At 70.1% G+C, this 25,655-nt stretch carries 22 protein-coding genes, 2 tRNA genes and 1 pseudogene; 13 read left to right on the top strand and 12 right to left on the bottom strand.

Annotated features, from left to right (window positions below; translation table 11 throughout):
• The first annotated feature begins 146 nt into the window (after positions 1-146).
• Entirely contained in the window at positions 147-620 is a 474-nt protein-coding gene (locus ACFWH5_RS08950; RefSeq protein WP_309129182.1) for an Lrp/AsnC family transcriptional regulator, read from the top strand.
• Here ACFWH5_RS08950 and ACFWH5_RS08945 read toward each other — a convergent pair.
• Entirely contained in the window at positions 592-1,494 is a 903-nt protein-coding gene (locus ACFWH5_RS08945) for an alpha/beta fold hydrolase (RefSeq protein WP_378834082.1), read from the bottom strand. The two genes, ACFWH5_RS08950 and ACFWH5_RS08945, sit on opposite strands and share 29 nt — an antisense overlap.
• Before the next feature lie 76 nt (positions 1,495-1,570).
• Between ACFWH5_RS08945 and ACFWH5_RS08940 the strand changes: the two genes are divergently transcribed.
• A complete protein-coding gene (locus ACFWH5_RS08940; RefSeq protein WP_378834081.1) occupies positions 1,571-1,834 on the top strand; it encodes a hypothetical protein in 264 nt (87 codons plus the stop codon).
• Positions 1,835-1,840: 6 nt separating this feature from the next.
• On the opposite strand, the gene ACFWH5_RS08935 is transcribed toward ACFWH5_RS08940, so the two are convergent.
• Positions 1,841-1,915, bottom strand: a tRNA-Arg gene (locus tag ACFWH5_RS08935).
• Positions 1,916-1,962: 47 nt separating this feature from the next.
• Here ACFWH5_RS08935 and orn point away from each other — a divergent pair.
• From orn to ACFWH5_RS08905, 6 genes and pseudogenes are all read left to right on the top strand, one after another.
• Complete coding sequence (orn, locus tag ACFWH5_RS08930; protein WP_378834080.1) at positions 1,963-2,589, top strand: oligoribonuclease; 627 nt, start codon at positions 1,963-1,965, stop codon at positions 2,587-2,589.
• Positions 2,590-2,625: 36 nt separating this feature from the next.
• Positions 2,626-2,701: transfer RNA gene (locus ACFWH5_RS08925), tRNA-His, on the top strand.
• Between the two features lie 113 nt (positions 2,702-2,814).
• A pseudogene (locus ACFWH5_RS08920) lies at positions 2,815-3,213 on the top strand (GNAT family N-acetyltransferase); the annotation flags it as partial.
• 114 nt (positions 3,214-3,327) lie between these two features.
• Positions 3,328-3,672: a metallopeptidase family protein gene (locus ACFWH5_RS08915; RefSeq protein ID WP_378834795.1), complete on the top strand. Its 345-nt coding sequence runs from the start codon at positions 3,328-3,330 to the stop codon at positions 3,670-3,672.
• Positions 3,669-3,956 (top strand): ATP-dependent Clp protease adapter ClpS, encoded by a 288-nt coding sequence (gene clpS / locus ACFWH5_RS08910; RefSeq protein ID WP_378834078.1) that lies wholly within the window; start codon positions 3,669-3,671, stop codon positions 3,954-3,956. Before ACFWH5_RS08915 ends, clpS begins: the two co-directional genes overlap by 4 nt.
• The gene (locus ACFWH5_RS08905) at positions 3,956-4,453 is read left to right on the top strand and encodes a DUF2017 family protein (RefSeq protein ID WP_378834077.1); all 498 of its coding nucleotides are present in this window, start codon (positions 3,956-3,958) and stop codon (positions 4,451-4,453) included. The genes clpS and ACFWH5_RS08905 overlap by 1 nt, the downstream gene beginning before the upstream one ends.
• On the opposite strand, the gene ACFWH5_RS08900 is transcribed toward ACFWH5_RS08905, so the two are convergent.
• From ACFWH5_RS08900 to gatC, 6 genes are all read right to left on the bottom strand, one after another.
• The gene (locus ACFWH5_RS08900; protein WP_378834076.1) at positions 4,450-5,031 is read right to left on the bottom strand and encodes a hypothetical protein; all 582 of its coding nucleotides are present in this window, start codon (positions 5,029-5,031) and stop codon (positions 4,450-4,452) included. The two genes, ACFWH5_RS08905 and ACFWH5_RS08900, sit on opposite strands and share 4 nt — an antisense overlap.
• The gene (locus ACFWH5_RS08895; RefSeq protein ID WP_378834075.1) at positions 5,015-5,332 is read right to left on the bottom strand and encodes a hypothetical protein; all 318 of its coding nucleotides are present in this window, start codon (positions 5,330-5,332) and stop codon (positions 5,015-5,017) included. The genes ACFWH5_RS08900 and ACFWH5_RS08895 overlap by 17 nt, the downstream gene beginning before the upstream one ends.
• Before the next feature lie 9 nt (positions 5,333-5,341).
• Entirely contained in the window at positions 5,342-6,619 is a 1,278-nt protein-coding gene (dinB, locus tag ACFWH5_RS08890) for a DNA polymerase IV (RefSeq protein WP_378834074.1), read from the bottom strand.
• A gap of 75 nt (positions 6,620-6,694) precedes the next feature.
• Entirely contained in the window at positions 6,695-8,212 is a 1,518-nt protein-coding gene (gene gatB, locus ACFWH5_RS08885; protein ID WP_378834072.1) for an Asp-tRNA(Asn)/Glu-tRNA(Gln) amidotransferase subunit GatB, read from the bottom strand.
• A complete protein-coding gene (gene gatA, locus ACFWH5_RS08880) occupies positions 8,212-9,747 on the bottom strand; it encodes an Asp-tRNA(Asn)/Glu-tRNA(Gln) amidotransferase subunit GatA (protein WP_378834071.1) in 1,536 nt (511 codons plus the stop codon). The genes gatB and gatA overlap by 1 nt, the downstream gene beginning before the upstream one ends.
• Positions 9,744-10,043 carry an Asp-tRNA(Asn)/Glu-tRNA(Gln) amidotransferase subunit GatC gene (gatC, locus tag ACFWH5_RS08875; protein ID WP_378834070.1) on the bottom strand — a complete coding sequence of 100 codons (300 nt, stop codon included), beginning with the start codon at positions 10,041-10,043 and terminating at the stop codon, positions 9,744-9,746. Before gatC ends, gatA begins: the two co-directional genes overlap by 4 nt.
• A gap of 90 nt (positions 10,044-10,133) precedes the next feature.
• Here gatC and ACFWH5_RS08870 point away from each other — a divergent pair, with 90 nt between their 5' ends.
• Positions 10,134-11,834, top strand: coding sequence for a long-chain-fatty-acid--CoA ligase (locus ACFWH5_RS08870; RefSeq protein ID WP_378834068.1), 1,701 nt, complete (start codon positions 10,134-10,136; stop codon positions 11,832-11,834).
• An 88-nt stretch (positions 11,835-11,922) separates the two neighbouring features.
• Positions 11,923-13,722: a DEAD/DEAH box helicase gene (locus ACFWH5_RS08865; protein WP_378834794.1), complete on the top strand. Its 1,800-nt coding sequence runs from the start codon at positions 11,923-11,925 to the stop codon at positions 13,720-13,722.
• A 231-nt stretch (positions 13,723-13,953) separates the two neighbouring features.
• On the opposite strand, the gene ACFWH5_RS08860 is transcribed toward ACFWH5_RS08865, so the two are convergent.
• The 4 genes from ACFWH5_RS08860 to ACFWH5_RS08845 are packed head-to-tail and all read right to left on the bottom strand — an operon-like array spanning position 13,954 to position 19,082.
• Positions 13,954-14,430, bottom strand: a complete 477-nt coding sequence (locus ACFWH5_RS08860) for a hypothetical protein (protein WP_378834067.1) — start codon at positions 14,428-14,430, stop codon at positions 13,954-13,956.
• Complete coding sequence (gene ligA / locus ACFWH5_RS08855; RefSeq protein ID WP_378834066.1) at positions 14,427-16,742, bottom strand: NAD-dependent DNA ligase LigA; 2,316 nt, start codon at positions 16,740-16,742, stop codon at positions 14,427-14,429. Before ligA ends, ACFWH5_RS08860 begins: the two co-directional genes overlap by 4 nt.
• Before the next feature lie 47 nt (positions 16,743-16,789).
• Complete coding sequence (gene mnmA, locus ACFWH5_RS08850; protein ID WP_378834065.1) at positions 16,790-17,887, bottom strand: tRNA 2-thiouridine(34) synthase MnmA; 1,098 nt, start codon at positions 17,885-17,887, stop codon at positions 16,790-16,792.
• A 40-nt stretch (positions 17,888-17,927) separates the two neighbouring features.
• The gene (locus tag ACFWH5_RS08845) at positions 17,928-19,082 is read right to left on the bottom strand and encodes a cysteine desulfurase family protein (RefSeq protein WP_378834064.1); all 1,155 of its coding nucleotides are present in this window, start codon (positions 19,080-19,082) and stop codon (positions 17,928-17,930) included.
• Positions 19,083-19,187: 105 nt separating this feature from the next.
• Between ACFWH5_RS08845 and glgX the strand changes: the two genes are divergently transcribed.
• The 3 genes from glgX (at position 19,188) to glgB (ending at position 25,603) form a co-directional block, all read left to right on the top strand.
• Entirely contained in the window at positions 19,188-21,257 is a 2,070-nt protein-coding gene (gene glgX, locus ACFWH5_RS08840; RefSeq protein WP_378834063.1) for a glycogen debranching protein GlgX, read from the top strand.
• Between the two features lie 75 nt (positions 21,258-21,332).
• Positions 21,333-23,405 (top strand): maltotransferase domain-containing protein, encoded by a 2,073-nt coding sequence (locus tag ACFWH5_RS08835; RefSeq protein WP_378834061.1) that lies wholly within the window; start codon positions 21,333-21,335, stop codon positions 23,403-23,405.
• A complete protein-coding gene (gene glgB / locus ACFWH5_RS08830; protein WP_378834060.1) occupies positions 23,402-25,603 on the top strand; it encodes a 1,4-alpha-glucan branching protein GlgB in 2,202 nt (733 codons plus the stop codon). Before ACFWH5_RS08835 ends, glgB begins: the two co-directional genes overlap by 4 nt.
• Positions 25,604-25,655 lie beyond the last annotated feature (52 nt).

The raw sequence follows: 25,655 nt of genomic DNA, 5'->3' as shown, positions 1-25,655 counted from the left end.
GGCCTTCGTGGGGCGTACACGGCTTCCGACGGCGGCGTCGGCTTATCTGAAGGGTACGTCGGGCTGACACCTCGCTCAAGCATCATCGCGGTCGCTGAGCATGTTGCGCAGAGCGCACCGGTCGAGCCCTGCTAACGTGTGGCACTATGCCCACGCTGGACCGGATCGATCTCGAACTGCTCACCGCACTCTCCGAGGACCCGCGCACCACGGTCGTCGCGCTCGCCGAGCGACTGCGCCTGTCGCGCAACACGATCCAGGCGAGGATGTCGCGCCTGGAGCAGACCGGCGTCTTCCAGTCCTACGAGCGGGCGTTCTCGACCGAGGTCCTCGGGTTTCCGCTGCAGGCGTTCATCAGCATCGGCCTGCGCCAGACCGAGCTGCCGCGGATCATCGCCGAACTGGCGCGGGTTCCCGAGGTCGTGCAGGCGCACGGGCTGAGCGGATCGATCGATCTGCTCGCACGCGTGGCGTGCCGCGACGCGCGACATCTGTTCGACACGGACGCGCGCATCCTCTCGATCGACGGGGTCGAGCGGACCGAGACCTCGCTGGCGATGGGCGAGGTGATCCCGTTCCGGGTCGCCGGGCTCATCGGGCTGGCGCGACGGGAAGCCTGAGGAAACGGCGGATTGCGCCCGCGGCCTCCGCGGGCGTCTCGTAGTGGATCAGGTGACCGACGTCGGCGATCTCGACGAGCTCGGCGTCCGGGAACATCCGCGCCAGCCGGCGCTCCGCCTCGATCGGAGTGATGTCGTCGCGCTGCGCCGCCACCAGCAGCGTCGGCGCATCGATGTCGCCGGCGAAGGCGCGCACGTCATGCGACACGCTCGCGACGAAGGCGTCGTGCAGCACGTCGCGGTCGGCGAAGCGGGAGAAGTACGCATCGTGCTGAGCGTGGATGAAGCGCCTCAGGGCGGGGTCGCGCGTCTTCGCCATGGCGATGCTCATCACGCGCACGATGAGCGGATGCCGCAGCAGCGCCGTGCCGATCTTCTCCGGCAGCCGCGCGCCGAGGGTGTAGTAGAGCACGGCGAGGCGCGTGAGCAGCCCCTTCGGGCCCTCCAGCGCGGGCGCGCCGATCGGGTTGATCAGGATCAGGCGGGGCGTCCGCAGGCCGCCCGCGACGGCGGCGGACGAGATGATCGACCCGAAGGAGTGGCCGAGCACGAACGCACCGGGGGCGACGGTGCGCGCGAACTCGCGGAGCCACTCGGCGTACAGGTCGAGGTCGTGTTGCCGACCGGGCAGCGGTGCGGTCTCACCGAATCCGGGCAGGTCGGGCGAGATGACGCGCACCCCCGGCAGGAAGGCGATCACCGGCTCGAGACCGTGATGCTCGCCGCGGAAGCCGTGCACGGCCAGGATCGTCGGCGCACCATCGGCGTCGGGCCCGTACACCCAGTAGGCGGTCGTGCCGCCCGCCACCTGCGCTTCACGGCGGACGACCGGGATCCCACCCAGCCGGGCGGCATACGGGGAGGCTGCGGGCATGACCCGAGTCTACGGCGGGATCGGCGAAGGCGATGTCGGTGGTCGTCCTTATCTTCGAAGAAGGAAAGGAGACACCATGCGCACCCTGTCCGAGTCACTCCCCTCGATTCCGTGGAGCACGCCGGTGCTGCGGTCCGACGCCGAGCACCTCGACCGTGCCGGAGACCATCTCTGGCGCGTCGTGGACGCGCGCGGCAGCATCCGAGGACATCTTCGTGTCATCGCCGACCCCCTCGGCATCCGGTACCGCGCCGAGCGCCTGCACCTGCCCTCCGGCGCCTTCCGCCTGGTGGGCGAATTCTGGGACGCCGATGACGCCGTGGCCGCGCTGCGTCACTGATCGCCGTGGTGCCCCCTGCAGGATTCGAACCTGCGACCAACGGATTAGAAAGCCGATGCTCTTCCTCTGAGCTAAGGAGGCGACCTCCCCAGAATACCGCGAGCGGCCCCACCGATAGGATCGACCCCATGGTTTCCGCCTCTGAGAACGACCGCCTCGTCTGGATCGACTGCGAGATGACCGGTCTCGACCTCGCGGTCGACGAACTCGTCGAGATCGCCGTCGTGATCACCGACTTCGAACTGCGTCCGCTCGATCCGGGGTTCCAGGTCGTCATCACACCGGGTGCCGAAGCCCTGGCGAACATGAGCGAGTTCGTCACCCAGATGCATCGCACGTCCGGACTGATCGAGGAGATCCCGCACGGCGTCTCCCTGGCGGAGGCGGAGGCGCAGACCCTCGCCTACATCAAGCGCTTCGTGCCGCTGGAGCGCAAGGCGCCCCTCGCGGGCAACACGATCGGCACCGACCGCATGTTCCTCGCGAAGTACATGCCGGCTGTCGATCGGCATCTGCACTATCGCAACGTCGATGTCTCGAGCATCAAGGAGCTGTCGCGCCGCTGGTACCCCCGGGTGTTCTTCCAGGCGCCGGCGAAGGACGGCGGCCATCGCGCGCTGGCCGACATCCTGGAGTCGATCCGGGAACTGCACTACTACCGCGACGCCGTGTTCGTCCCAGGACCCGGCCCCTCCTCCGAGGAGGCGCGCACGGTCGCCGATCGCGTCGTGTCGGAATTCACCGTGAACATGTAATAGACTTTCTGAGGCGCCTGCTCCGGCAGGCACATGGTGGGTATAGCTCAGCTGGTAGAGCACCGCGTTGTGGTCGCGGGGGTCGCGGGTTCAAGCCCCGTTACTCACCCCAATCGAGGAGCCCGGTGCACGCGGTCGCGTGACTGCCGGGCTCCTCTTCTGTGCGGTGGTCCGCTTCGTCGGCGCAGGCGGCCTCCGCGCGTGGGGGGTCGATAGCATCGAAATATGCCCTCGCACGTCCGCCTCGCGACCGACGCCGACCTGCACCTGCTCGCCGGCATCGAATCCGCCGCGGACACGGTGTTCGAGCCGTTGTTCGGCGCGGTGGACTGGGGCGCGCCGCCGGAGGGACAGGAACGACGGGCCGATGCCGGCTTCATCCTCGTCGTCGCGGCATCCGAGACCGGTCCCGCGCTGGGGTTCGCGCACGTGCTCGAGCACGACGGCGTGGCGCATCTGGAGCAGCTTTCGGTCCGTCCCGAGCACAGCGGCCGGGGGCATGGTCGGGCCCTGCTGCAGGCCGCCCTCGACCGGGCCGCGGAGCGAGGGGCCACCCGGATGACGCTGCGGACGTATGCGGACGTGCCCTGGAACGCGCCGTTCTACGCGTCAGCGGGCTTCACCGAGCATCCCGATCCCGATGACGATTTCCACCGGGCGCTCGTGGCCGCCGAGGTGCGTCTCGATCTGGCGCGTCACGGCCGGCGAGTGCACATGGAGCGCCGGCTGCCGCGCGGGATGCAGATGGATCCGGAGGCGTTCGAAGCCCTCGTGGTCGACGAACTGGACCGGCTGCCCGACGAGATGGTCGAGGGCCTCGAGAACGTGGTCTTCGTCGTCGAAGACCACCCGGAGAACGGCGAGGAGCTCTTCGGTCTGTACGAGGGGCTCGCCCTCACCGAGCGCGGCCAGTACGGCATGGGCGAGCTGCCCGACCGCATCATCCTCTACCGGCACGCCCACCTCGCCGCATGCGAAAACGAGGATGAGCTGCGCGACGAGGTGCACACGACGCTCGTGCATGAGATCGCGCACTTCTACGGCATCGATGACGAGCAGCTGCACGAACTGGGGTGGGCATGAGCTCCCCCGCATCCGCTCCCGTCGTGGACCACCAGCTCACAGCCGCTCCCCTGCGGCCCTGGGAGCTGGTCGTGTGGGACGACCCGGTGAACCTGATGAGCTACGTCGTCCGCGTGTTCCGCCGATACTTCGGGTACAGCGACGAGCACGCCACTCGGCTCATGCTGTCGGTGCACCACGAAGGTCACGCCGTGGTCGCCACGGGCCCGCGCGAGACGATGGAAGTGCACGCGCAGGCGATGCACGACTACGGTCTGTGGGCGACCGTGCGGGAGGCCGGCTGATGAGCGCATCCGTCGTCAGGATCGGTATCGCCGTCATCGAGGCGCGGAATCTCGTGGCGCTCATCGACGAGCTGATCGCCGTCATCGACGACCCCCGATCGATGGACGATCCGGGGGTCGCCCGTCTCGCGCCCGACGCCTATCCGGGTGACGACGCGGCGTCGACGGAGTTCCGTGAGGCGACCAGGGACGCCCTGATCGATCGCCGCCACGCCGACGCGACGACCGTGAGACGCAGTCTCGCGTCGATCGCGGATGCGGAGGATGCCGACCCGGGTGGCGGATTCCGCGAGCACCGCCTGTCGCTCTCGGATGCGCAGGCCGACGCCTGGATGCGAACCCTCGCCGCGCTGCGACTCGTGGTGGCCTCGCGCCTGGGGATCGAGACCGCTGACGACCACGACCCGGAAGACCCCCGGTTCGGAGTGTACGACTGGCTCGGCTACCGCCTGGAGCTGCTCGTGCGGGCGGCGGACGAGCAGGACCCTCGCGGTTAGGGCACGTCGACGCGGACGTCGGCGAGCTGCACGGGCCGGTGCTTCTCGATATGAGCGTCTTCCTGGCGCGCCCACCTGTCCCAGTGAGCGCGGAAGGTGTCGCCGTCGCGGTCCAGCGCCCGACGTCGGCGTGTCTCCGCGGCGCCGTCGACCCACACCGTGACGTCGGCGAGGCGGGCCGAGGACGGAGTCAGGATCCCGCAGCCCTCGACGATGACCCCGAGGGCAGGATCGACCGCGTGCGCCTCGGCCTCGGCCTCACGCTGCCAATCCCAGCGGTGCCAGGTGCCGAGGGATCCGCGGCCGTGCGGGATGAGGATGCTCTCCCGCGCGATCTCGGCACCTCGCTCCAGGCCGTCCCATCCGGGATAGAGGGAGTCGAGGGCGACGAGCTGCACCCGTCCCTGCAGCGGCCAGTCGCGCCGCAGCCGGGCCGCGAGACTGCTCTTGCCGGCACCGCTTCGGCCGTCGATCAGCACGACGGGGTTGGACGCCGAGACGGCGACGACGGCCGCGACGATGCGGTCGACGGCGGCGGAGAGCCGCTCGTCGAACGGATCGCTACTTCTTGAGTGCACGGATGATGCGGACGAGCGCGCGTCCCGTGACCCACACGAAGGGCACGGCGACCGCGAGCAGCGTGACGAGGTTCGGCTCGAACCGCAGCCCCTCCTCACGGCGCACGTACACGCCGACGGGGATGGCCACGCCGCCGCCTCCCCCGCCGTCACGCTCGCCGTCGCTGCCGGCGCCGAAGCCCGACCAGGTGATGGCGACGGGTGTGACGGCGATCCCGTCGACATCCAACGGCTCGCCGTAGGCGCTCTTCACGCCGAGAGCGACGGACTGTTCTCCGAGTTCGAGTGCGAGGTTCGGCATGGCACCACGCTACTCGACCGCGGGCCGCTGGTCTTCCTCCCCGTGCGGGAGCGGCCGCTGCGGCGCCCCTCGCCCGTCGCCGCGGCCGATATGCCGGGCGCGGGTCACCATCCCGACCCCGAACCGGGCGCGCGCGTCGTCGAGAGTGCCCTCCAGGCGGCGGCGCTCGGCGTCGTCGTCCCACAGTGCCATCGCCCCGCTGCCCGCCTCGCGGAGCTTCTCGGCGCGCACGCCGACCAGCCGCACCGCGTCGCGCCGATCGATCTGGTCGAACAGCGTCAGCGCCGTCTCGCCGATTCGCTGCCCCACATCGGTGGGCTCGGCGAGCGAGAGGCTCCGGCTGAGCGTGGTGAAGTCGGCGAACCGGATCTTGATCGACACCGTGCCTGCCTGCCACCCGGCCGATCGCAGGCGTGCGCCGACCCGATCCGCGAGTCGCAGCAGCTCCGAGCGCAGCAGCTCGAGGTCGCCGATGTCGCGGTCGAAGGTCTCCTCATGGCCGACGCTCTTCTCGACGCGATGGGTCTCGACGGCACGGGCGTCCTCACCACGCGCGAGCTGCTGAAGCCGGGCGCCGAGCGCCGGACCCACCGCGCGCTCCAGCGCGTCCGGGGGCGATTGCCGCACGTCTCTGATGAGCCGGATGCCGCGCCGCTGCAGCGCCTCCGCCGCTTTCGGTCCGACCCCCCACATGGCGCTCACCGGACGAGGATCGAGGAACTCCTGGGTTCGCGCGGCGGGGACGATGAGCATTCCGTCCGGCTTCGAGATGGTGGAGGCCATCTTCGCGACGTGCTTCGTCGCCGCGACGCCGACGCTGCAGGTGATCCCCACCTCGTCCTGCACCCGGCGACGGAGCAGCACCGCGATCTCGCCCGGACTCCCCCACAGGCGCCGCACGCCGCGCACGTCGAGGAAGGCCTCGTCGATCGAGAGCGGCTCGACGATCGGCGTGATGCTCTCGAAGATCGTCATCACCTGCTGCGAGACCGCCTGATAGCGACGGAAGTCGGGCGGCACGACGCGGGCGGTAGGGCACAGCCGGAGCGCCTGCGACACGGGCATGGCGCTGCGCACGCCGAAGCGGCGGGCTTCGTACGACGCGCTGGAGACGACAGACCTGCCGTCCGGCGCCCCGATGATCAGCGGCAGCCCGCGCAGCGACGGGTCGTGCAGCACCTCGACCGATGCGTAGAACGCATCCATGTCCACGTGCAGGATGCCGGCGCCGGTGTCGTCGGCGCCTGCCTGCGAGACGATCCTTCCCGATCCGTCACCGCGTCCCATGCATCCATTCTCCCTGCAGGCGCCGACACGGCTCCGCCCGCTCCGCACGGGTCGGAGCGGACGGAAGCGGATGTGTCACGACTGCGCGGCGCGCTCCAGAATCAGCTCACGCACGCGCGCGGCATCCGCCTGTCCCTTCATCGCCTTCATGACGGCGCCGATCACGGCGCCGGCGGCCTGCACCTTGCCGTCCTTGATCTTCGCGAGCACGTCGGGCTGCGCGGTGAGTGCGTCGTCGATGGCGGCGATCAGCGCCCCGTCGTCCGAGACGACGGCGAGTCCGCGCCCGTCGACGACCTGCTGCGGGGTGCCCTCGCCGGCGATGACGCCCTCGAGCACCTGTCGCGCGAGCTTGTCGGTGAGCGTGCCCTCGTCGACGAGCCTCTGCAGAGCGGCCACGTCGGCGGGCGACACGAGACCGGTGATCTCCCGCTCCTGCGCGTTCGCGATGCGGGCGATCTCGCCCGTCCACCACTTGCGGGCGGCAGCGGGCGTGGCGCCGGCGGCGACCGTCGCCTCGACCACGTCGACCAGTCCGCTGTTGCGCACGTCCTGGTACTCCAGGTCGGTGAAACCCCAGTCGGCCTTCAGTCGGCGCCGACGGGCGACGGGCTGCTCGGGCAGGGCGGCGCGCAGCTCTTCCACGAGGTCGCGCGACGGCTGCACGGGCAGCAGATCAGGCTCCGGGAAGTAGCGGTAGTCGTCGGCATCCGACTTCGGGCGTCCCGGCGACGTGGTGCCGGTGTCCTCATGCCAGTGACGGGTCTCCTGGATGATCGTCCCGCCGTCGGCGAGGATCTGTGCCTGACGCTGGATCTCGTACCGCACCGCGCGCTCGACCGAGCGCATCGAGTTGACGTTCTTCGTCTCGGTGCGGGTGCCGAGCTTCTGCTCGCCGCGGGGACGCAGCGAGACGTTCGCGTCGCAGCGGAGGTTGCCGCGCTCCAGGCGCGCCTCGGAGATGCCCAGGCCCCGCACGATGTCGCGGATCGCGGCGACGTAGGCCTTAGCGATCTCGGGGGCGCGGTGCTCGGCGCCGAAGATCGGCTTGGTGACGATCTCGACCAGCGGCACGCCGGCCCGGTTGTAGTCCACCAGCGAGTACTCGGCGCCCTGGATGCGGCCGGTCGCCCCACCCATGTGCGTGAGCTTGCCGGCGTCCTCCTCCATGTGCGCGCGCTCGATCGGGATGGTCACGAGGGTGCCGTCCTCGAGCTCCACCTCGACGGACCCCTCGAAGGCGATCGGCTCGTCGTACTGCGAGATCTGGTAGTTCTTGCCGAGATCCGGATAGAAGTAGTTCTTGCGCGCGAAGCGGCTGGACTCGGCGATCGAGCAGCCCAGCGCGAGGCCGAGACTGATCGACGAGCGCACGGCCGTGGCGTTGACCACCGGCAGCGAGCCGGGCAGGCCGAGGTCGACGGGTGCGATGAGGGTGTTCGGCTCGGCGCCGTGGAACTCGTCGTTGGCCGGGTTCGGCGCGTCGGAGAACATCTTCGTGCGCGTGTTGAGCTCGACGTGCACCTCGAAGCCGAGGACAGGCTCGAACAGCTCGAGCGCCCTGTCATAGTCCATGAGCGTGGCGGTGGCCATCAGCGGATCCCTTCCTGCCGGTTCCGGATATCACCGAGCGTCGGTGCCTTGTCGAGCAGCGGGCCGTCCCAGGTGTCGAGCAGCGCGGCCTCGAGGGCAGCGCCGACCCGGTACAGGCGCGCGTCCTCCCGCGCGGGGGCGAGGAACTGGATCCCGACGGGCAGGCCGTCGTCCTCGGCCAGGCCGGAGGGGATCGAGATCCCGGGGACGCCGGCGAGGTTCGCGGGGATGGTCGTCAGGTCGTTCAGGTACATCTGCAGCGGGTCGTCGATCTTCTCGCCCAGGCGGAACGCCGTCGTCGGCGCGGACGGCGTCGCGATGACGTCGACCTGCTGGAACGCCGCGTCGAAGTCGCGCTGGATGAGGGTGCGCACCTTCTGCGCGCTGCCGTAGTAGGCGTCGTAGTAACCGGCCGAGAGGGCGTACGTGCCGAGGATGATGCGGCGCTTCACCTCCGGACCGAATCCGGCTTCGCGCGTGGCCGACATGACGTCCTCGACCGTCGGGTTGCCGTCGGGAGTGACGCGCAGCCCGAAGCGGACGGAGTCGAACTTCGCCAGGTTGCTGGACGCCTCGGCGGGCAGGATGAGGTAATAGGCCGCGACGCCGTACTCGAAGTGCGGGGCGGAGATCTCCACGATCTCAGCGCCCTGCGCCTCCATCAGTCCGAGCGACGCGTGGAAGGACGCCGCGACCCCCGGCTGGAACCCGGAGTCGGGAAGCTCCCTGATGACGCCGACCCTGAGACCCTTCAGCACCTGGCCGGTCGCTCCCTCACGCGCGGCGGCCGCGAACGACGGCCACTGCTCGTCGAGCGACGTGGAGTCCTTCGGGTCGTAGCCGCCGATCACGTCATGCAGCAGGCCCGCGTCGAGCACGGTGCGCGTGACCGGGCCGACCTGATCGAGGCTGGATGCCAGCGCGATCGCGCCGTAGCGGCTCACGCCTCCGTAGGTGGGCTTGATGCCGACCGTGCCCGTGACGTGGGCGGGCTGCCGGATCGATCCGCCGGTGTCGGAGCCCAGGGCGAGCGGGGCCTCGAACGCGGCCACGGCGGCGGCGGATCCGCCGCCGGAGCCGCCGGGAATGCGGTCGAGGTCCCACGGGTTGCGGGTCGGACCGTACGCCGAGTGCTCGGTGGAGGACCCCATGGCGAACTCGTCCATGTTGGTCTTGCCGAGCGGGATGAGGCCCGCGGCGCGGGCACGCGCGACGACAGTGGCGTCGAACGGCGACAGGTACCCCTCGAGGATCTTCGATCCACTCGTGGAAGGCTGATCGGTGGTGACGAGCACGTCCTTGATGGCGAGCGGCACGCCCGCGATCGGGCTGAGATCCTCGCCGGCGGCGCGACGATCGTCGATGTGCGCGGCTGCGGCGAGGGCGTGCTCGTTGACGTGCAGGAAGGCGTGCACGTCGGCGTCCACGGCGGCGATGCGGTCGAGGTGCGCCTGGGTGGCCTCGACGCTGGAGATGTCTCCCGCACGCAGCTTCTCGCCGAGTTCTGCGGCGGTCATGCGGATGATGTCGCTCACTGCTCTTCTCCCAGGATCGCGGTGACGCGGAAGCGGCCGTCCGCGGCGTCCGGCGCGTTCTGCAGGGTCTGCTCGAGTGTCAGCGTCTGTCCCACCTCGTCGGGTCGGAAGACGTTGCTCATCGCGATGGGGTGGCTGGTGGCGGCGACATCCGGGGTGGCCACCTCCGACACCTTCGCGATGTTGTCGACGATGACGTCGAGCTGGCTCGTCAGCTGGGTCACCTCGTCGTCGGTGAGCTGGATGCGCGCGAGCACGCCGAGATGGCGCACGAGATCGGGGGTGATTTCAGACACCCTCACAGTCTAGGAGAGGGGCGCAGCCTCCGAGAGCGCGGCTCGTCCCCCGACGGGGTCCGCGAGCGATTCGCGCGTAGGCTGACAGCCGTGACCGAGTTCGTTCCTCCTCGCCCATGGACCGCCAGCTACGCGGAAGGGGTCCCCGATGATGTCTCCCCCGTCTCGGGCTCCCTGGTCGACATCGTCGCGGCGTCCGCACGGGACTACCCGGATGCTCCCGCGCTGCAGTTCTTCGGGCGAGAGACCACCTACCGTCAGCTGCAGGAGTCGATCGACCGCGCGGCGGCCGGCCTGCGCGACCTGGGTGTGAAGGCCGGCGACCCGGTCGCGATCGTGCTGCCCAACTGCCCGCAGCACATCGTCGCGTTCTACGCCGTGCTGCGTCTCGGCGCCGTGGTCGTCGAGCACAACCCGCTCTACACCCCGCGAGAGCTGCGCAAGCAGTTCGAGGATCACGGTGCGAAGCACGCGATCGTGTGGAGCAAGGTCGCCGAGACGGTGCAGGGCTTCCCCGACGACCTCGCCGTGACCAGTCTCATCTCGGTGGACGTCACACAGGCGATGCCCCTCCTCACGCGCGCGGCCCTCGCGCTGCCGGTCGCGAAGGCCCGTGCGGCGCGCGAGGCGCTGACCGCCCGGGTCCGCGGAGCGATCGCGTGGCGCACGGTGGCCGGCGCCGACCCGCTGCCGGCGACGCATCCCCGCCCGAGCACCGACGACCTCGCGATCATCCAGTACACCTCCGGCACGACCGGCACGCCCAAGGGCGCCGCCCTCACGCACCGCAATCTGCTCGCCAACGCGGCGCAGGCCCAGGCCTGGGTGCCGTCGATCACGCGCGGCGACGGATGCGTCGTCTACGCCGTGCTGCCGATGTTCCACGCCTACGGGCTGACGCTGTGCCTCACCTTCGCGATGTCGATGGGTGCGCGCCTGGTGCTCTTCCCGAAGTTCGATCCCGACCTGGTGCTCGAGGTGACGAAGAAGCACCCGGCGACGTTCCTGCCTCTGGTCCCGCCGATCGCGGAGCGGCTGCTGGCCGCGTCGAAGGCGAAGGGCGTGCCGATCACCGGCACGAAGGTGGCGATCTCGGGAGCCATGGCGCTCTCGCACGAGCTCGTCGTGCCGTTCGAGGAGGCCTCGGGCGGCTTCCTCGTGGAGGGATACGGGCTGAGCGAGTGCTCGCCCGTGCTGATGGCGAACCCGGTCGCGGAAAACCGCGTCGCCGGCACCGTCGGGCTTCCTCTTCCGGGCACGGAGTGCCGCGTCGTCGACCCGGAGAACCCCACCGAGGACGTGCCCGCCGGCACGGCCGGCGAGCTGATCGTGCGCGGGCCCCAGGTCTTCTCCGGCTACTACGGAAAACCCGAGGAGACGGAGGCCGTCTTCGCCGACGGCTGGTTCCGCACCGGTGACATCGTGACCATCGACGACGCCGGATTCGTGCGCATCGTCGACCGCATCAAGGAGCTCATCATCACCGGCGGCTTCAACGTGGCCCCGACAGAGGTCGAGGGCGCGTTGCGCCATCATCCGGACGTCGTCGACGCCGCGGTGGTCGGGCTGCCCAGCGATCACTCCGGCGAGGAGGTCGTCGCGGCGATCGTGGTGGGCGACGATGCGGAGGTCGACGTCGAGGCGATCCGCGAGTTCGCGCGCGGCATCCTGACGCCGTACAAGGTGCCGCGACGCATCTTCGTGGTGGACGAACTGCCCACCTCGCTGATCGGCAAGGTGCTGCGTCGTCAGGTGAAGGAGAAGCTGCTCCCCCTGACATCCGGATCCTGAACCCGGCTATCCCCTGCGTGCGCCCAGGCGCAGGGACTATCGTGGGCGGGTGACCGCCGACGATACCGCCGCTGCCCAGCCCGCCACCATGCCCGACTCCGCCGAGGAGGCCGCGAAGCCGGGTTTCGAGGAGCTCGGCATCACCGGGCCGGTGCTGAAGGCGATCCGGGATCTGGGCTACGAGTTCCCCTCGCCGATCCAGGCGGCGACCATCCCCACCCTGCTGCAGGGTCGTGACGTCGTCGGCATGGCGCAGACCGGAACCGGCAAGACCGCCGCGTTCGCCCTGCCGGTGCTCGAACGCCTGGATGTCACGCAGAAGACGCCGCAGGCGCTGGTGCTCGCCCCGACGAGGGAACTCGCGCTGCAGGTCTGCGAGGCGTTCGAGTCGTACGCCTCCCGGATGAAGGGCGTGCACGTGCTTCCCGTCTACGGCGGACAGGGCTACGGCGTGCAGCTGTCCGCCCTGCGCCGCGGCGTGCACGTCGTGGTCGGCACTCCCGGCCGGATCATGGACCACCTGGCCAAGGGCACTCTCGACCTGTCCGAACTTCAGTACCTCGTGCTCGACGAGGCCGACGAGATGCTGAAGATGGGCTTCGCGGAGGATGTCGAGCAGATCCTCGCGCAGACGCCGGAGGAGAAGCAGGTCGCCCTGTTCTCGGCCACCATGCCCACCACGATCCGGCGCCTCGCGCAGCAATACCTGCGCGACCCCGAGGAGATCACGGTCAAGTCGAAGACCGCGACCAACACCAACATCACCCAGCGCTACCTCGTCGTGTCCTACGCGCAGAAGGTCGACGCGCTGACCCGCATCCTCGAGGTGGAGAACTTCGACGGGATGATCGTCTTCGTCCGTACGAAGAACGAGACCGAGGCCCTGGCGGAGAAGCTGCGTGCGCGCGGCTACTCGGCCGCCGCGATCAACGGTGACGTGCCGCAGGTGCAGCGCGAGCGGTCGGTGAACCAGCTGAAGGACGGCAAGCTCGACATCCTCGTCGCCACGGACGTCGCCGCCCGTGGTCTCGACGTCGAGCGGATCAGCCACGTGATCAACTTCGACATCCCCACCGACACCGAATCGTATGTGCACCGCATCGGCCGCACCGGACGCGCGGGCCGCACGGGTGACGCGATCAGCTTCATCACGCCGCGCGAACGCTACCTGCTCAAGCACATCGAGAGGGCCACCCGGCAGCAGCCGACGCAGATGCAGCTGCCCACGACGGAGGACGTCAACACCACGCGCCTGGCGCGTTTCGACGACGCCATCACGGGCGCCCTGCAGGAGACCGTCCGCATCGAGGGGTTCCGCGACATCATCGCGCATTACGTGCGCAACCACGACGTGCCCGAGGCCGACGTCGCGGCGGCGCTGGCCGTGGTCGCACAGGGTGACGCTCCGCTGCTGCTCGACCCGGAGCGCGATGAGCTCTCGCGTGCGGTCGAGCGTGACAACCGCCCGCCGCGGGAGCGTACGGACCGTGCGGACCGGGCACCGCGGACCGAGCGGCGCGGGCGCGGCGACTATGCCGCCTACCGGATCGAGGTCGGGCGCCGCCACCGCGTCGAGCCGCGCCAGATCGTCGGCGCCCTCGCGAACGAGGGCGGGCTCGGGCGCGATGATTTCGGCGCCATCGCCATCAAGCCGGACTTCTCGATCGTCGAGCTGCCGGTGAACCTCGATCCCGCCGTGCTCGACAAGCTGCGGGACACGCGCATCTCCGGTCGCCTGATCGAGATCAAGCCCGACCGCGGCGTGCCGAATCGCCGCTCGCCGCGTGACGGCGACCGCGCAGGTCGCGGTGACCGTCGAGACGGCGATTCCCGCGCGTACTCGCGGGAGGGCGAGAAGCCGTTCCGCAAGCCCCGCCACCGCGGCTGAGCGGCGCCGCCGCGCCGGCACCGGTTCGCCGAGTGCACCGTTTGCCGCCGAGCGCACCGGTTATCCGCGTCGACACGTGGTGCAGTCGTCGGCACGTGGTGCAGTCGTCGGCACGTGGTGCAGTGACGCACCGGCTATCCACGTCGGCACGTGGTGCAGTCGCCGGCACGTGGTGCACTCGCGCACGCCCCGCCGCGCCCTCACTAGCCGCCCCACGGTGACGATCGGGGCTCAGGCGCCGGAGCCCTCCCGGCGGGCGAGGACGGCGGCCAGATCGATGAGACGCTCGGGATGACGGAGGAGAGCGCGCTGCTCGGCGTGCCCGACGAGGTGGTCGAGGAGGCGGTGAGCGCCGGTCACCGTCGGCCGCCAGTACCCGCCGACGTGATGCCTGCTGAGCGGCAGGGTCTGCGACCCTTCCGCCAGACGGATGTCGATCGTGCCGTCGTCGGGATCGATCCCCGGGTCGGTGAGCAGGGTCGCCGTCAACGCACCGAGGATCATGGTCCCCAGTGCCCCGGGAAGACGGAATCGCGTCGTGGGAACGTCGAGTCTGATCCGCTCGATGCGCTCCCAGGGATGGATCCCGCGGTGCTCGGCACCCTCTCGGACGATCACCCCGTCGATCGTCAGGCGCAGGTGGTGCCTGCCGGGATCTCCCACGGCCAGCGCCTCGGGGACGGCCGTGAGTGGTCCGTAGCGCTTCATGAGAGCGCGTCCGGCCCCTGGGTCACGAGCACGTGGAACTGTGCGGCGTCCAGGATGCGGATGCCGAGGTCCTCGGCCTTCGCCAGCTTGGAACCCGCGCCGGGCCCCGCCGCGACGAAATCGGTCTTCTTCGAGACGCTGGACGCGGCCTTGCCGCCGGCCCTGATGATGGCCTCCTGCGCTCCCTCTCGGGTGTAGCCCTCGAGCGATCCTGTGGCGACGACGGTGAGCCCTTCGAGGACTCCGCCCTGCACCGCGGCGGCCCCGGGACCCGGATGCCCCGGTGTCGCCCACTGCACGCCGGCGTCCGCCCACTGCCGCACGATCTCCTGATGCCAATCGGCCTGGAACCACTCGAGCAGCGAGTCCGCGATGATGCCACCCACGCCCTCGACGCCGGCGAGCTCCTCACGGCTGGCGCTGCGGATGGCGTCCAGCGACCCGAACCACTGGGCGAGCGCACGGGCGGCCACGGGACCGACGTGCCGGATGTTCAGCGCGACCAGCAGCCGCCAGAGCTCCTTCGTCTTGGCCCTGTCGAGCTCGGCGAGCAGCTTCACCGCCTGCGACGACGGCTGAGGTCCGTCCTTTCCCGCCTTCTTCTCTGCGGCGGTGGGGTTGCGACGGAACGGGGCGCGCGTCTTGACCACGCCGTCGTCGTCCTCCTTGGGCAGCCCCGTCTCGGCATCGCGCACGACGACCTCGATCGGCACGATCTGCTCGAGCGTGAGCGTGAAAAGACCGGCCTCCGTGTCGAGCGGAGGCTCGGCGGGGCGACTGGGTTGCGTCAGCGCGGCGGCGGTCACCTCGCCGAGTGCCTCGACGTCGAGCGCGCCACGAGAGCCGATGTGCTCCACCCGGCCGCGCACCTGCGCCGGGCAGGAGCGTGCGTTCGGGCAGCGCAGATCGATGTCGCCCTCCTTCATGGGCCGCAGGGGTGTGTCGCACTCCGGGCAGCGTTCGGGCATGACGAACTCGCGTTCGCTGCCGTCGCGCCGTTCGACCACAGGACCGAGCACCTCGGGGATCACGTCTCCGGCCTTGCGGAGCACGACGGTGTCGCCGATGAGCACGCCCTTGGCCTTGACGACGTCCTTGTTGTGCAGCGTCGCCTGACGCACCACGGAGCCCGCGACGTGCGCGGGCGCCATCACCGCATACGGGGTCGCGCGTCCTGTGCGCCCCACCGACACGACGATGTCCAGGAGCGTCGTCTGCACCTCCTCCGGCGGGTACTTGTAGGCGATCGCCCAGCGCGGCGCACGGCTGGTCGCACCGAGCTCGTCGTGCAGGAAGAGCTCGTCGACCTTGACGACGATGCCGTCCAACTCGTGCTCGATGTCGTGGCGGTGCTCGCCGAAGTGCTCGACGAAGGCGACGACCTCGTCGATGCCGTGGCACACCTTCGTATGCGGGCTGGTGGGCAGGCCCCATTCGCTCAGAAGGTCGTACACCTCGCTCTGCGCGCCGACCGGCGGGTCCTGCCAGGCGCCGATGCCGTGCACGTACAGCGAGAGCGAGTTCACGCGCAGTTCGCCGGCCTCATGCTCGAGGCCGGCCTTCTTGTCGAGCTGCTGCCGCAACCCTCCGCTGGCGGCGTTGCGAGGGTTCGCGAACGCCGGGAAGCGCCGCGCCGCCGCGGCCTTCGCCTTCTCCTCGTCGAAGGGCTTCTTCGCTCCGGCGCGCGCCTCCCAGCGGGACAGCGCGTCGGCGTACGCACGGTCGCGAAACGACGCCTGCGCGGCGTTCAGTCGCTCGAAGGCCGCGACGGGAATGAACACCTCACCGCGCACCTCGACGATCGACGGATGACCGGTGCCGCGCAGTCGCTCCGGGATGTCGGCCAGGCGCAGAGCGTTCTCCGTGACGATCTCGCCGATCCTCCCGTCGCCGCGCGTGGCGGCCGAGGTCAGCACGCCGTTCTCGTAGCGCAGGTTGATCGCGAGCCCGTCGATCTTCAGCTCCGTGAGCCAGGCGACCTCCCGTCCTGCGGCCGCCTGCGTCTTCGCCGCCCACTCGCGCAGCTCGTCGACGGAGAAGACGTTGTCGAGACTCAGCATCCGCTCGGCGTGCTCGATCGTCGCCAGCGCTGTGGCCTCGGCCGCACCGACCATCTGCGTCGGCGAATCCTGCCCCTGCAGCTCGGGGTGCAGCCGCTCGAGCTCCTCGAGGCGCCGCATCCACCCGTCATACGTCGCGTCGTCGACGAGCGAGGTGTCGCGCCCGTAGTACGCGTCCTTGGCCTCGAGGATGCGGGTGGTCAAGTCGTCGGCCTCGACGCGGGCGTCTTCCAGTGAGATGTTCTCCGGCACCTCGCAAGTCTACGAGCGGGAGCCGACATCCCCACGGCCGATCGCGTTCACGCGCCGACGGGCACCGCCGACACCGTCGTGTCGATCGTGAACTGCCCGAGCACGCGTGTGCCCACGTAGAGCACGGCGCTCTGTCCGGGAGCCACGCCGTCCAGCGGCGACGCCGGGACGACGCGCACAGCCTCCTCCGACACGAAGGCCCGCGCCGGAACGGGATCGGCGTGGGCACGGATCTGCACCTCGCAGGCGAACTCGTCATCCGCGGGCGCCGCGCCGGCCCATGAGAACCGCTCGCCCGAGATCTCGGCGATGGCGAGTGCCTCCTTGGGGCCGACGACCACGGTGTTCGACACCGGACGCACCTCGAGCACGAACCGGGGCTTGCCGTCGGACGCCGGCACACCCAGCCTCAGGCCGCGGCGCTGACCCACGGTGAAGGCATGCGCACCGTCGTGGGAGCCGACCACCGCACCGGTGCGGTCGATGATCTCGCCCTGCTCGGCGCCGACCTTCTCGGCCAGCCAGCCACGGGTGTCGCCGTCGGGGATGAAGCAGATGTCGTGGCTGTCCGGCTTCTGCGCGACGCTCAGCCCGCGCTGCTCGGCCTCGGCGCGCACGAGCGCCTTCGACGGGGTGGAGCCGAGCGGGAAGTACGTGTGCGCCAGCTGCTCGGCGTTCAGCACGCCGAGCACGTAGGACTGGTCCTTCGCGGCATCCGAGGCGCGGTGCAGCTCCAGGCCGCCCTCGCCGTCGACGAGGGTCGCGTAGTGCCCCGTGCAGACGGCGTCGAAGCCCAGCTCGATCGCCCGTTCGAGGAGCGCCGCGAACTTGATCTTCTCGTTGCACCGCAGGCACGGGTTCGGGGTGCGGCCCGCCTTGTACTCCGCGATGAAATCGTCGATGACGTCGTCACGGAACCGCTCGGAGAAGTCCCAGACGTAGAACGGGATGCCGAGCAGATCGGCGGCGCGTCGCGCGTCGAGGGCGTCCTCGATCGTGCAGCATCCTCGGCTTCCGGTGCGGAGGGTTCCGCCCGCGCGGGACAGCGCCAGGTGCACGCCCACGACGTCGTGCCCGGCCTCCACCGCGCGCGCCGCGGCGACCGCGGAGTCCACTCCCCCGCTCATCGCCGCCAGAACACGCATGGGTTCCAGTGTACGAGCGCCCGGCTGACAGCGGGCCGGTTCAGCGCGAAGCGCGCGCATACGCGTCGGCGATCACGGCCAGCACCGCGTCGACGTCGGCATCGGTCGACGTGCGCCCGAGGGTGAAGCGCAGCACACTGCGGGCGTCCTGCTCGCTGCGGCCCGTCGCCATCACGACGTGGGACGGCTCGGCGACGCCGGCCTGGCATGCCGAGCCGGTGGATGCCGCGACACCGGCCATGTCGAGCAGGAACAGCAGACTCTCCCCCACCGCGCCGGGGAACAGCACGTACGCGTTGCCGGGCAGCCGCCGCGTCCGGTCGCCGAGCAGCTCCGCCCGCGGCACGGCAGCACAGATACCGGCGATCAGCCGCTCGCGCAGCGCGCTCAGCCGCTCGGTCTCCGACTCCCGCTCCGCCTCGGCCGCGACGAGGGCGGCCGCGAACGACGCGGCGCCCGGCACATCCTGCGTGCCGGCCCGCAGGCCGCGCTGCTGGCCTCCGCCGTGCAGCAGCGGAGTCATGCGTGCCGTCCGCGCCACCACCAGCGCTCCGGTGCCGACCGGTGCGCCGATCTTGTGTCCTGCCACGCTCATCGCGACCAGCCCGGCCCCCGCGGGCGCCTGCGCGCGCAGCGTCCGGAACGACAGCGGCAGATGCCCCCACGCGGCGACCGCGTCCAGGTGCAGCGGCACATCGGACTCCGCCGCGGCGTTCGCGAGCAGGGCCGCGTCGTTGATCGTGCCGGCCTCGTTGTTCGCGACCAGCGCTGTCGCGACGGCGGCACCGGGCAGCGCCGCGGCGAAGGCGGATGCATCGATGCGCGCCTCGCGGTCGACGCGGACCGGGCGCACCTCCGCGCCTTCCGCACGCAGCGCGGCGACCGTGTCCATCGTGGCGTGGTGTTCGGCATCCGGCAGCACGATCGCATCGGCTCCGGGCGTGCGCGACGACCACAGGCCGCGCAGCGCGGTGTTGATGGACTCGGTTCCGCCGGAGGTGAACACCACCTCGATCGGGTCGCATCCGAGCGCCTCCGCCGCCTCCTCGCGCGACTCCTCCAGCATCCGTCGCGCGTCCTGGCCCGCGCCGTGCGTCGAGGAGGCGTTGCCCACGATCTCACTCGCCGCCAGCCATGCCTCACGGGCCTCGCGCCGCAGCGGCGCCGAAGCGGCGTGATCGAGGTAGAAGCGCATCCGTCCATTCTCCCATTCGCGCCGCGCCCGGCGCCGGTACGCGGGCTCACTCAGGCTGGTACGCGGATTCACGAGACGGGCTCCCCGCCGTTTAGGCTGTTCCTCATGCCCTCGCCGACCACGCCGCCCCTCGGGGGTTCCGCACTCGACGACCTCGGCGTGCGCCTGCACGACGGCGTCGGCACGATCCGCGTCTGGTCGCAGCATGCGTCCGCGGTGCAGCTCGTCGTCTTCGACGCCGACGACCTCGACTGGGAGATCGCGCAGCTGCCGCTGGAGCGCCGACCCGGCGGTGTCTGGCAGGTCACCACCGAGCTGCTGCAACCGGGCGCTCGCTACGCGCTGCGGGCGGACGGCCCGCACGGCCCCGGTCACCTCTTCAACTCCGAGACGCTGCTGCTCGACCCGTATGCCCGTGGCCTGGCGCAGGGCGAGGGCTATGAGGAATGGCGATCCGTGGTGATCGAGGACGGCTTCGACTGGGGCGGCGTGCAGAAGCCGCGCACCCCGCTCGAGCGCACCGTGATCTACGAGGGCCACATCAAGGGCCTCACGAAGCGTCACCCCGACGTGACACCCGCTCTGCACGGCACCTACGCCGGACTCGCCCACCCGGCCATGATCGAGTACTTCCAGTCGCTCGGCGTGACCGCCGTCGAACTGCTTCCCGTGCACGCGTTCATGCCCGAACCGCGTCTGCTCGAACGCGGCCTGACGAACTACTGGGGGTACAACACCCTCAGCTTCTTCACCCCGCACACCGCCTACGCCAGCGAAGCCGCCCGGAAGGGCGGCCCTGAGGCCGTGCTCGCCGAGTTCAAGGGCATGGTGAAGCTGCTCCACGAGGCAGGCCTCGAAGTCATCCTCGATGTGGTCTACAACCACACCAGCGAGGAGGGCATCGGCGGTCCGCGCTCCAGCCTGCGCGGGCTCGACAACGCCGCGTACTACCGCCAGCAGCCCGACGGCACCTACATCGACACGACCGGGGTGGGCAACACTCTGAACACCGCGACGGATGCCGCGGCCCGCCTCGTGCTCGACTCGCTGCGCTACTGGGCCACGGAGATGCAGATCGACGGCTTCCGCTTCGATCTCGCCGCAGCGCTCGGACGCGACGCAAGCCACGAGTACGACCCCGAGCACCCCCTGCTGCGCGCGATCCGGGAGGACCCCGCGCTGCAGGACGCGAAGATCATCGCCGAGCCGTGGGACGTCGGGCTGGGCGGCTGGCAGACGGGGAACTTCCCCGTCGGGTGGAGCGAGTGGAACGACCGCTACCGCGACCGCGTGCGCAACTTCTGGCTCAGCGACATCGATTACGCCCGGCGCGCCTCGGCCCCGGTCGGCGTCGGGGGATTCGCGAACCGTCTCGCCGGATCGGCGAACACCTACAGCGAGGAGCGCGGTCCGCTGGCGAGCGTGAACTTCGTCACCGCTCACGACGGCTTCACCCTGCACGACCTCGTCTCGTACGACGTCAAGCACAATGAGGCCAACGGCGAGGACAACCGCGACGGCGCCGACATGAACCGCTCGTTCAACCACGGCGTCGAAGGTCCCACCACCGACGCGACGATCCTCGCGGCGCGCCGCAAGGCGATGCGCAACCTGCTCGGGACACTGCTGCTGTCGGCGGGCATCCCCATGATCACGGCGGGCGATGAGTTCGGGCGCACCCAGCGTGGCAACAACAACGCCTATTGTCAGGACTCGGCGCTCACCTGGCTGGACTGGGATCACGAGCCATGGCAGCGCGACCTCATCGCTCATCTGTCGCTGCTCACCAGGCTTCGGGCCGAGAACCGCGCGCTGCGGCCGAGCCGGTACGCGCGGCTGGGCGAGCATGTGCCCGAGGCCTCCGAGATGGACTGGTACGACCAGAACGGCGAGACGATGGAGGCCGAGCAGTGGAACGACCCCCGCAATCGCACCCTGCAGTACGTCGCGGCCAGCGTTCCTGAGAACGGCGAGACCAACCGCATCCTGCTGATCGTGCACGGCACCGAGGCGCCCATCGACGTCCGTCTGCCGGACTCGATCGAGGGCGCGACCGGTTTCGTGTCGCTGTGGTCCAGCGCCGATGAGACGCCGAGCACCGAGAACCGGAGGTACGCGCCCGGCGAAGTGCTGCCCGTTCCCGGCACGTCGATGCGCCTGTTCCGCGTGGAGTGAGCGCGCCCCGCCCGGCCGGTGCGGCCCACCCCGGGAACGCGTGACGGGCCAAGCCGCGAGCGGTACATTCAAGGGGTGGCAGCACGAACCGCTCTCGAACCCGCGGCGCTGAGAAGCCCCGCCAGGATTCCTCTGCGCCCTGCCGCCGAGACACCGCCGCGGCACGGCGTACGGGTCGGCCGCATCCCGCTGTTCGAGCCGACTCCGCACGTGCCGCAGGGCTATTCCGCGAAGGCGTTCGCGGGTGAGGTCGTACCGTTCCGGGTGGTGTCCTTCCGCGAGGGTCACGACCGGATCGGCGTGCATCTGCGCCTGACCGACCCCGCGGGGAACGACACGCTGCACCGCATGGCGCCGCTCGGCGACGGCACGGATCGCTGGCAGGTGGAGGTCGCGCTGGACGCGACCGGCACATGGACCTATCGCTATGAGGCGTACGCCGACGAGTTCGCCACGTGGGCCTCCTCCGCCGCGGTGAAGGCCGAGGCAGGCGTCGACATCGCCGTGATGTGCGCCCTCGGCGCAGAGCTGCTCGCAGCGGCTGCCGCCGAGAAGGATCGCCCCGCGCCGGAGCGCACCCTGCTGAAGGCGGCGGCGAAGCGATTGAAGAAGCCGGATGCGGTGCAGCTCGGCGCCGTGGCCACGGATGCCGCCGTCACGGCGGCCCTGCACGACCGGCCCGTGCAGGGGGTGGGCAGTCGCACCGCTGCACTGTCTCTCACGGTCGAGCGGGCCACGGCCGGCGTCGGCGCCTGGTACGAGTTCTTCCCCCGCTCCGAGGGCGCCGCACAGCGGAAGGACGGCACCGTGAAGAGCGGCACGTTCCGCACCGCGGCGAAGCGTCTTCCCGGCGTCGCCGGCATGGGCTTCGATGTCATCTACCTGGTGCCGGTGCATCCGATCGGCTCCACCAACCGCAAGGGGCGCAACAACACGCTCACAGCGGAACCGGGCGACCCCGGCTCACCGTACGCGATCGGCGCGGCGGAGGGCGGACACGACGCCATCCACCCCGACCTCGGCACCGAGAAGGACTTCCTCGCGTTCGTCCGTGCGGCGCAGAAGGAGGGCCTGGAGGTCGCCCTCGACCTGGCTCTGCAGGCCTCTCCCGACCATCCCTGGGTGACCGAGCATCCGGAGTGGTTCACGACCCTGCCCGACGGCACCATCGCCTATGCGGAGAACCCTCCGAAGAAGTACCAGGACATCTACCCGCTGAACTTCGACAACGACCCCGACGGGATCTACGCCGAGATGCTGCGCGTGGTGATGCACTGGGTCGGTTTCGGGGTGAGGATCTTCCGCGTCGACAACCCGCACACCAAGCCCCTGCAGTTCTGGGAGTGGCTGATCGCCGAGGTGAACGCCCAGGATCCGGGCGTGATCTTCCTCGCCGAGGCGTTCACCCGCCCCGCCGTGATGCGTGCCCTGGCCGCGGTGGGATTCCAGCAGAGCTACTCGTACTTCACGTGGCGCAACACGAAGGCCGAGCTCGAGGAGTTCCTCACCACGATCGCGCACGAGACCAGCGACTACATGCGGCCGAACCTGTTCGTGAACACGCACGACATCCTCACCGAGTATCTGCAGTTCGGCGGTCGGGCCGCCTACCGCATCCGGGCGTGCATCGCGGCGACCGCCGCTCCGGTCTACGGCGTGTACGCCGGGTACGAGCTCGTCGAGAACGTCGCCCGTCCCGGCTCCGAAGAGAACATCGACAATGAGAAGTACGAGTACAAGCTCCGCGACTGGGACGCCGCGGAGGAGCGCGGCGAATCCCTCGCGCCGCTGCTGCGCCGGCTGAACGAGATCCGCCGTGCGCACCCGGCGCTGCGCCAGCTGCGCAACCTCTCGGTGCACTGGAGCGACGACGACGCGGTGCTGGTCTACTCGAAGCACCTGGATGCGGCATTCACCGGGACGGGACGCCCCGATACGCTGATCATCGTGGCGAACGTCGATCCGCATTCGGTGCGTGAGACGACGGTGCACCTCGACACCCGCATCTGGGGTGTCGAGCCCGGCGATGAGTTCCTCGTCGAGGATCTGCTCACCGGGGCGGAGTGGACCTGGCGGGATCACAACTACGTGCGACTCGACGCCTTCGCCGAGCCGGTGCACATCCTGAGGGTGAAGGAGCGACCATGAGCCATGTCGAGGACGTCTCCGAGGACTGGGCCAGCATCGCCCAGGGTGCGCATCACGATCCGCATTCGGTGCTCGGGGCGCACCCCGAGACGGATGCCGTGGGACGCACGGCGACCACCATCCGGGTGCGACGACCGCTGGCCCGCACGGTCGAGGCCGTGTTCACTGACGGCACGCGACTCGAACTCGAGCATGCCGCGCAGGGCATCTGGGAGGGTCGCCACGAAGGCCCTCCGGTGGCGTACCGCGTGGCCACCGGGTACGAGGACGGCGCGGAGACGATCTCCGGTGACCCGTACCGTCATCTCAGCACGATCGGCGAACTCGACCTGCACCTCATCGGCGAGGGCCGTCACGAACAGCTCTGGCAGGTGCTCGGGTCGCACCCGCGCGCGCTCGACGGAGAGACGGGCGTGGACTTCGCCGTGTGGGCGCCCAACGCACAGGCCGTGCGCCTCGTCGGGGATTTCAACGACTGGAACGGCGAAGGTCACGCCATGCGGTCGATGGGCGCGAGCGGCGTGTGGGAGCTCTTCGTGCCCGACGTCCAGGTCGGCGCGCGGTACAAGTACGAGCTGATGGGGCGCGACGGGACCTGGCGGCTGAAGGCCGACCCGATGGCCCAGCAGGCCGAAGTGCCGCCCGCGACGGCGTCGGTCGTGTCGCTGAGCGCCTACCGCTGGAACGACGGCGCATGGCTGACGCGTCGCGCCGCGACACACGCCGTGGCGCAGCCGATGTCGGTGTACGAGGTGCATCTCGGCTCCTGGAGAGGCGGGCTCGGTTACCGTGAGGCGGCCGATCCGCTCATCGCGCATGTGCTCGAGACCGGCTTCACCCACGTCGAGTTCATGCCGCTGGCGGAGCATCCGTTCGGAGGGTCGTGGGGCTACCAGGTCACCGGCTACTACGCCGCGACCAGTCGCTACGGCACCCCTGACGATCTGCGCCACCTCATCGACCGCCTGCATCAGGCCGGCATCGGCGTGATCCTGGACTGGGTGCCGGGGCACTTCCCCAAGGACGCCTTCGCCCTCGCCCGCTTCGACGGGCAGCCGCTGTACGAGCACGCGGACCCGCGGCGCGGCGAGCACCAGGACTGGGGCACGCTGATCTTCGACTACGGCCGCAACGAGGTGCGCAACTTCCTCGTCGCGAACGCCCTGTACTGGCTCAGCGAGTTCCACGTGGATGGGCTGCGCGTGGACGCGGTCGCGTCGATGCTGTACCTCGACTACTCCCGCCGCGACGGCGAATGGGAGCCGAACGTGCACGGCGGCCGGGAGAACCTCGAGGCGATCCGGTTCCTGCAGGAGGTCAACGCCACGGCGTACCGGCTGCACAAGGGCATCGTCATGATCGCCGAGGAGTCCACCGCCTTCCCCGGCGTCACAGCGCCGACCGACCACGCCGGTCTCGGATTCGGGTTCAAGTGGAACATGGGCTGGATGAACGACTCGCTGGTGTACATGAAGCGAGACCCGATCCACCGCTCGCACCACGAGGGCGAGATCACCTTCTCGTTCGTCTACGCCTTCGGCGAGAACTACATGCTGCCGATCAGCCACGACGAGGTCGTGCACGGCAAGGGCAGCCTGATCTCACGGATGCCCGGTGATCATGCCCACAAGCTCGCCAATGTGCGCGCGTACCTGGGCTACATGTGGGGGCATCCGGGCAAGAAGCTGCTATTCATGGGCCAGGAGTTCGGTCAGATCGGCGAGTGGTCGGTCGATCGCGAGCTGGACTGGTGGCTTCTCGATCAGCCGTCGCACGCGCAGCTGCAGGCCTTCGTCGGATCGATGAACGCCGCGTACCGCGCTCAGTCACCGCTGTGGGAGCGTGACGGCGACGGCTCATCGCTGTCACGTCTGGGGGCTCCGACGTGGGATCCGAGCGTCGTCGCCTTCGAGCGCCGTGATGCGCACGGCGGCCGGCTCGTGGTGGTGACGAACTTCGCGGGCACCAGTCGCACGGGGTACCGACTGGCGATGCCCGACGAGGGCACCTGGCAGGAGGTGCTGAACACGGATGCCGTCGAGTACGGTGGCAGCGGCACCGGGAACTACGGCATGATCACGGCGCATCCCCACGGCGACGAGGGCCCCCCGGTGGCGACGCTCACCCTGCCGGCACTCGCCACGCTCTGGTTCCGCCATCAGCCCGAGCCGCATGTGCCCACACCCAGCCGATACTGATCATCGGGACGGCTCCCGCCCCGTGTCCGTGTGGCGCGACGGATCGGAACTC

It is taken from the genome of Microbacterium sp. NPDC058345 (assembly GCF_042723855.1).
Classification (GTDB): Bacteria; Actinomycetota; Actinomycetes; order Actinomycetales; family Microbacteriaceae; genus Microbacterium.
This window is presented reverse-complemented; position numbering and strand designations above follow the sequence as displayed.

Coding starts and splice junctions, on each gene's coding strand:
- ACFWH5_RS08950 (WP_309129182.1), top strand. CDS start 147: ATGCCCACGCTGGACCGGATCGATCTCGAACTGCTCACCGCACTCTCC.
- ACFWH5_RS08945 (WP_378834082.1), bottom strand. CDS start 1,494: ATGCCCGCAGCCTCCCCGTATGCCGCCCGGCTGGGTGGGATCCCGGTC.
- ACFWH5_RS08940 (WP_378834081.1), top strand. CDS start 1,571: ATGCGCACCCTGTCCGAGTCACTCCCCTCGATTCCGTGGAGCACGCCG.
- orn (WP_378834080.1), top strand. CDS start 1,963: ATGGTTTCCGCCTCTGAGAACGACCGCCTCGTCTGGATCGACTGCGAG.
- ACFWH5_RS08915 (WP_378834795.1), top strand. CDS start 3,328: ATGCAGATGGATCCGGAGGCGTTCGAAGCCCTCGTGGTCGACGAACTG.
- clpS (WP_378834078.1), top strand. CDS start 3,669: ATGAGCTCCCCCGCATCCGCTCCCGTCGTGGACCACCAGCTCACAGCC.
- ACFWH5_RS08905 (WP_378834077.1), top strand. CDS start 3,956: ATGAGCGCATCCGTCGTCAGGATCGGTATCGCCGTCATCGAGGCGCGG.
- ACFWH5_RS08895 (WP_378834075.1), bottom strand. CDS start 5,332: ATGCCGAACCTCGCACTCGAACTCGGAGAACAGTCCGTCGCTCTCGGC.
- dinB (WP_378834074.1), bottom strand. CDS start 6,619: ATGGGACGCGGTGACGGATCGGGAAGGATCGTCTCGCAGGCAGGCGCC.
- gatB (WP_378834072.1), bottom strand. CDS start 8,212: ATGGCCACCGCCACGCTCATGGACTATGACAGGGCGCTCGAGCTGTTC.
- ACFWH5_RS08865 (WP_378834794.1), top strand. CDS start 11,923: ATGCCCGACTCCGCCGAGGAGGCCGCGAAGCCGGGTTTCGAGGAGCTC.
- ACFWH5_RS08860 (WP_378834067.1), bottom strand. CDS start 14,430: ATGAAGCGCTACGGACCACTCACGGCCGTCCCCGAGGCGCTGGCCGTG.
- mnmA (WP_378834065.1), bottom strand. CDS start 17,887: ATGCGTGTTCTGGCGGCGATGAGCGGGGGAGTGGACTCCGCGGTCGCC.
- ACFWH5_RS08845 (WP_378834064.1), bottom strand. CDS start 19,082: ATGCGCTTCTACCTCGATCACGCCGCTTCGGCGCCGCTGCGGCGCGAG.
- glgX (WP_378834063.1), top strand. CDS start 19,188: ATGCCCTCGCCGACCACGCCGCCCCTCGGGGGTTCCGCACTCGACGAC.
- glgB (WP_378834060.1), top strand. CDS start 23,402: ATGAGCCATGTCGAGGACGTCTCCGAGGACTGGGCCAGCATCGCCCAG.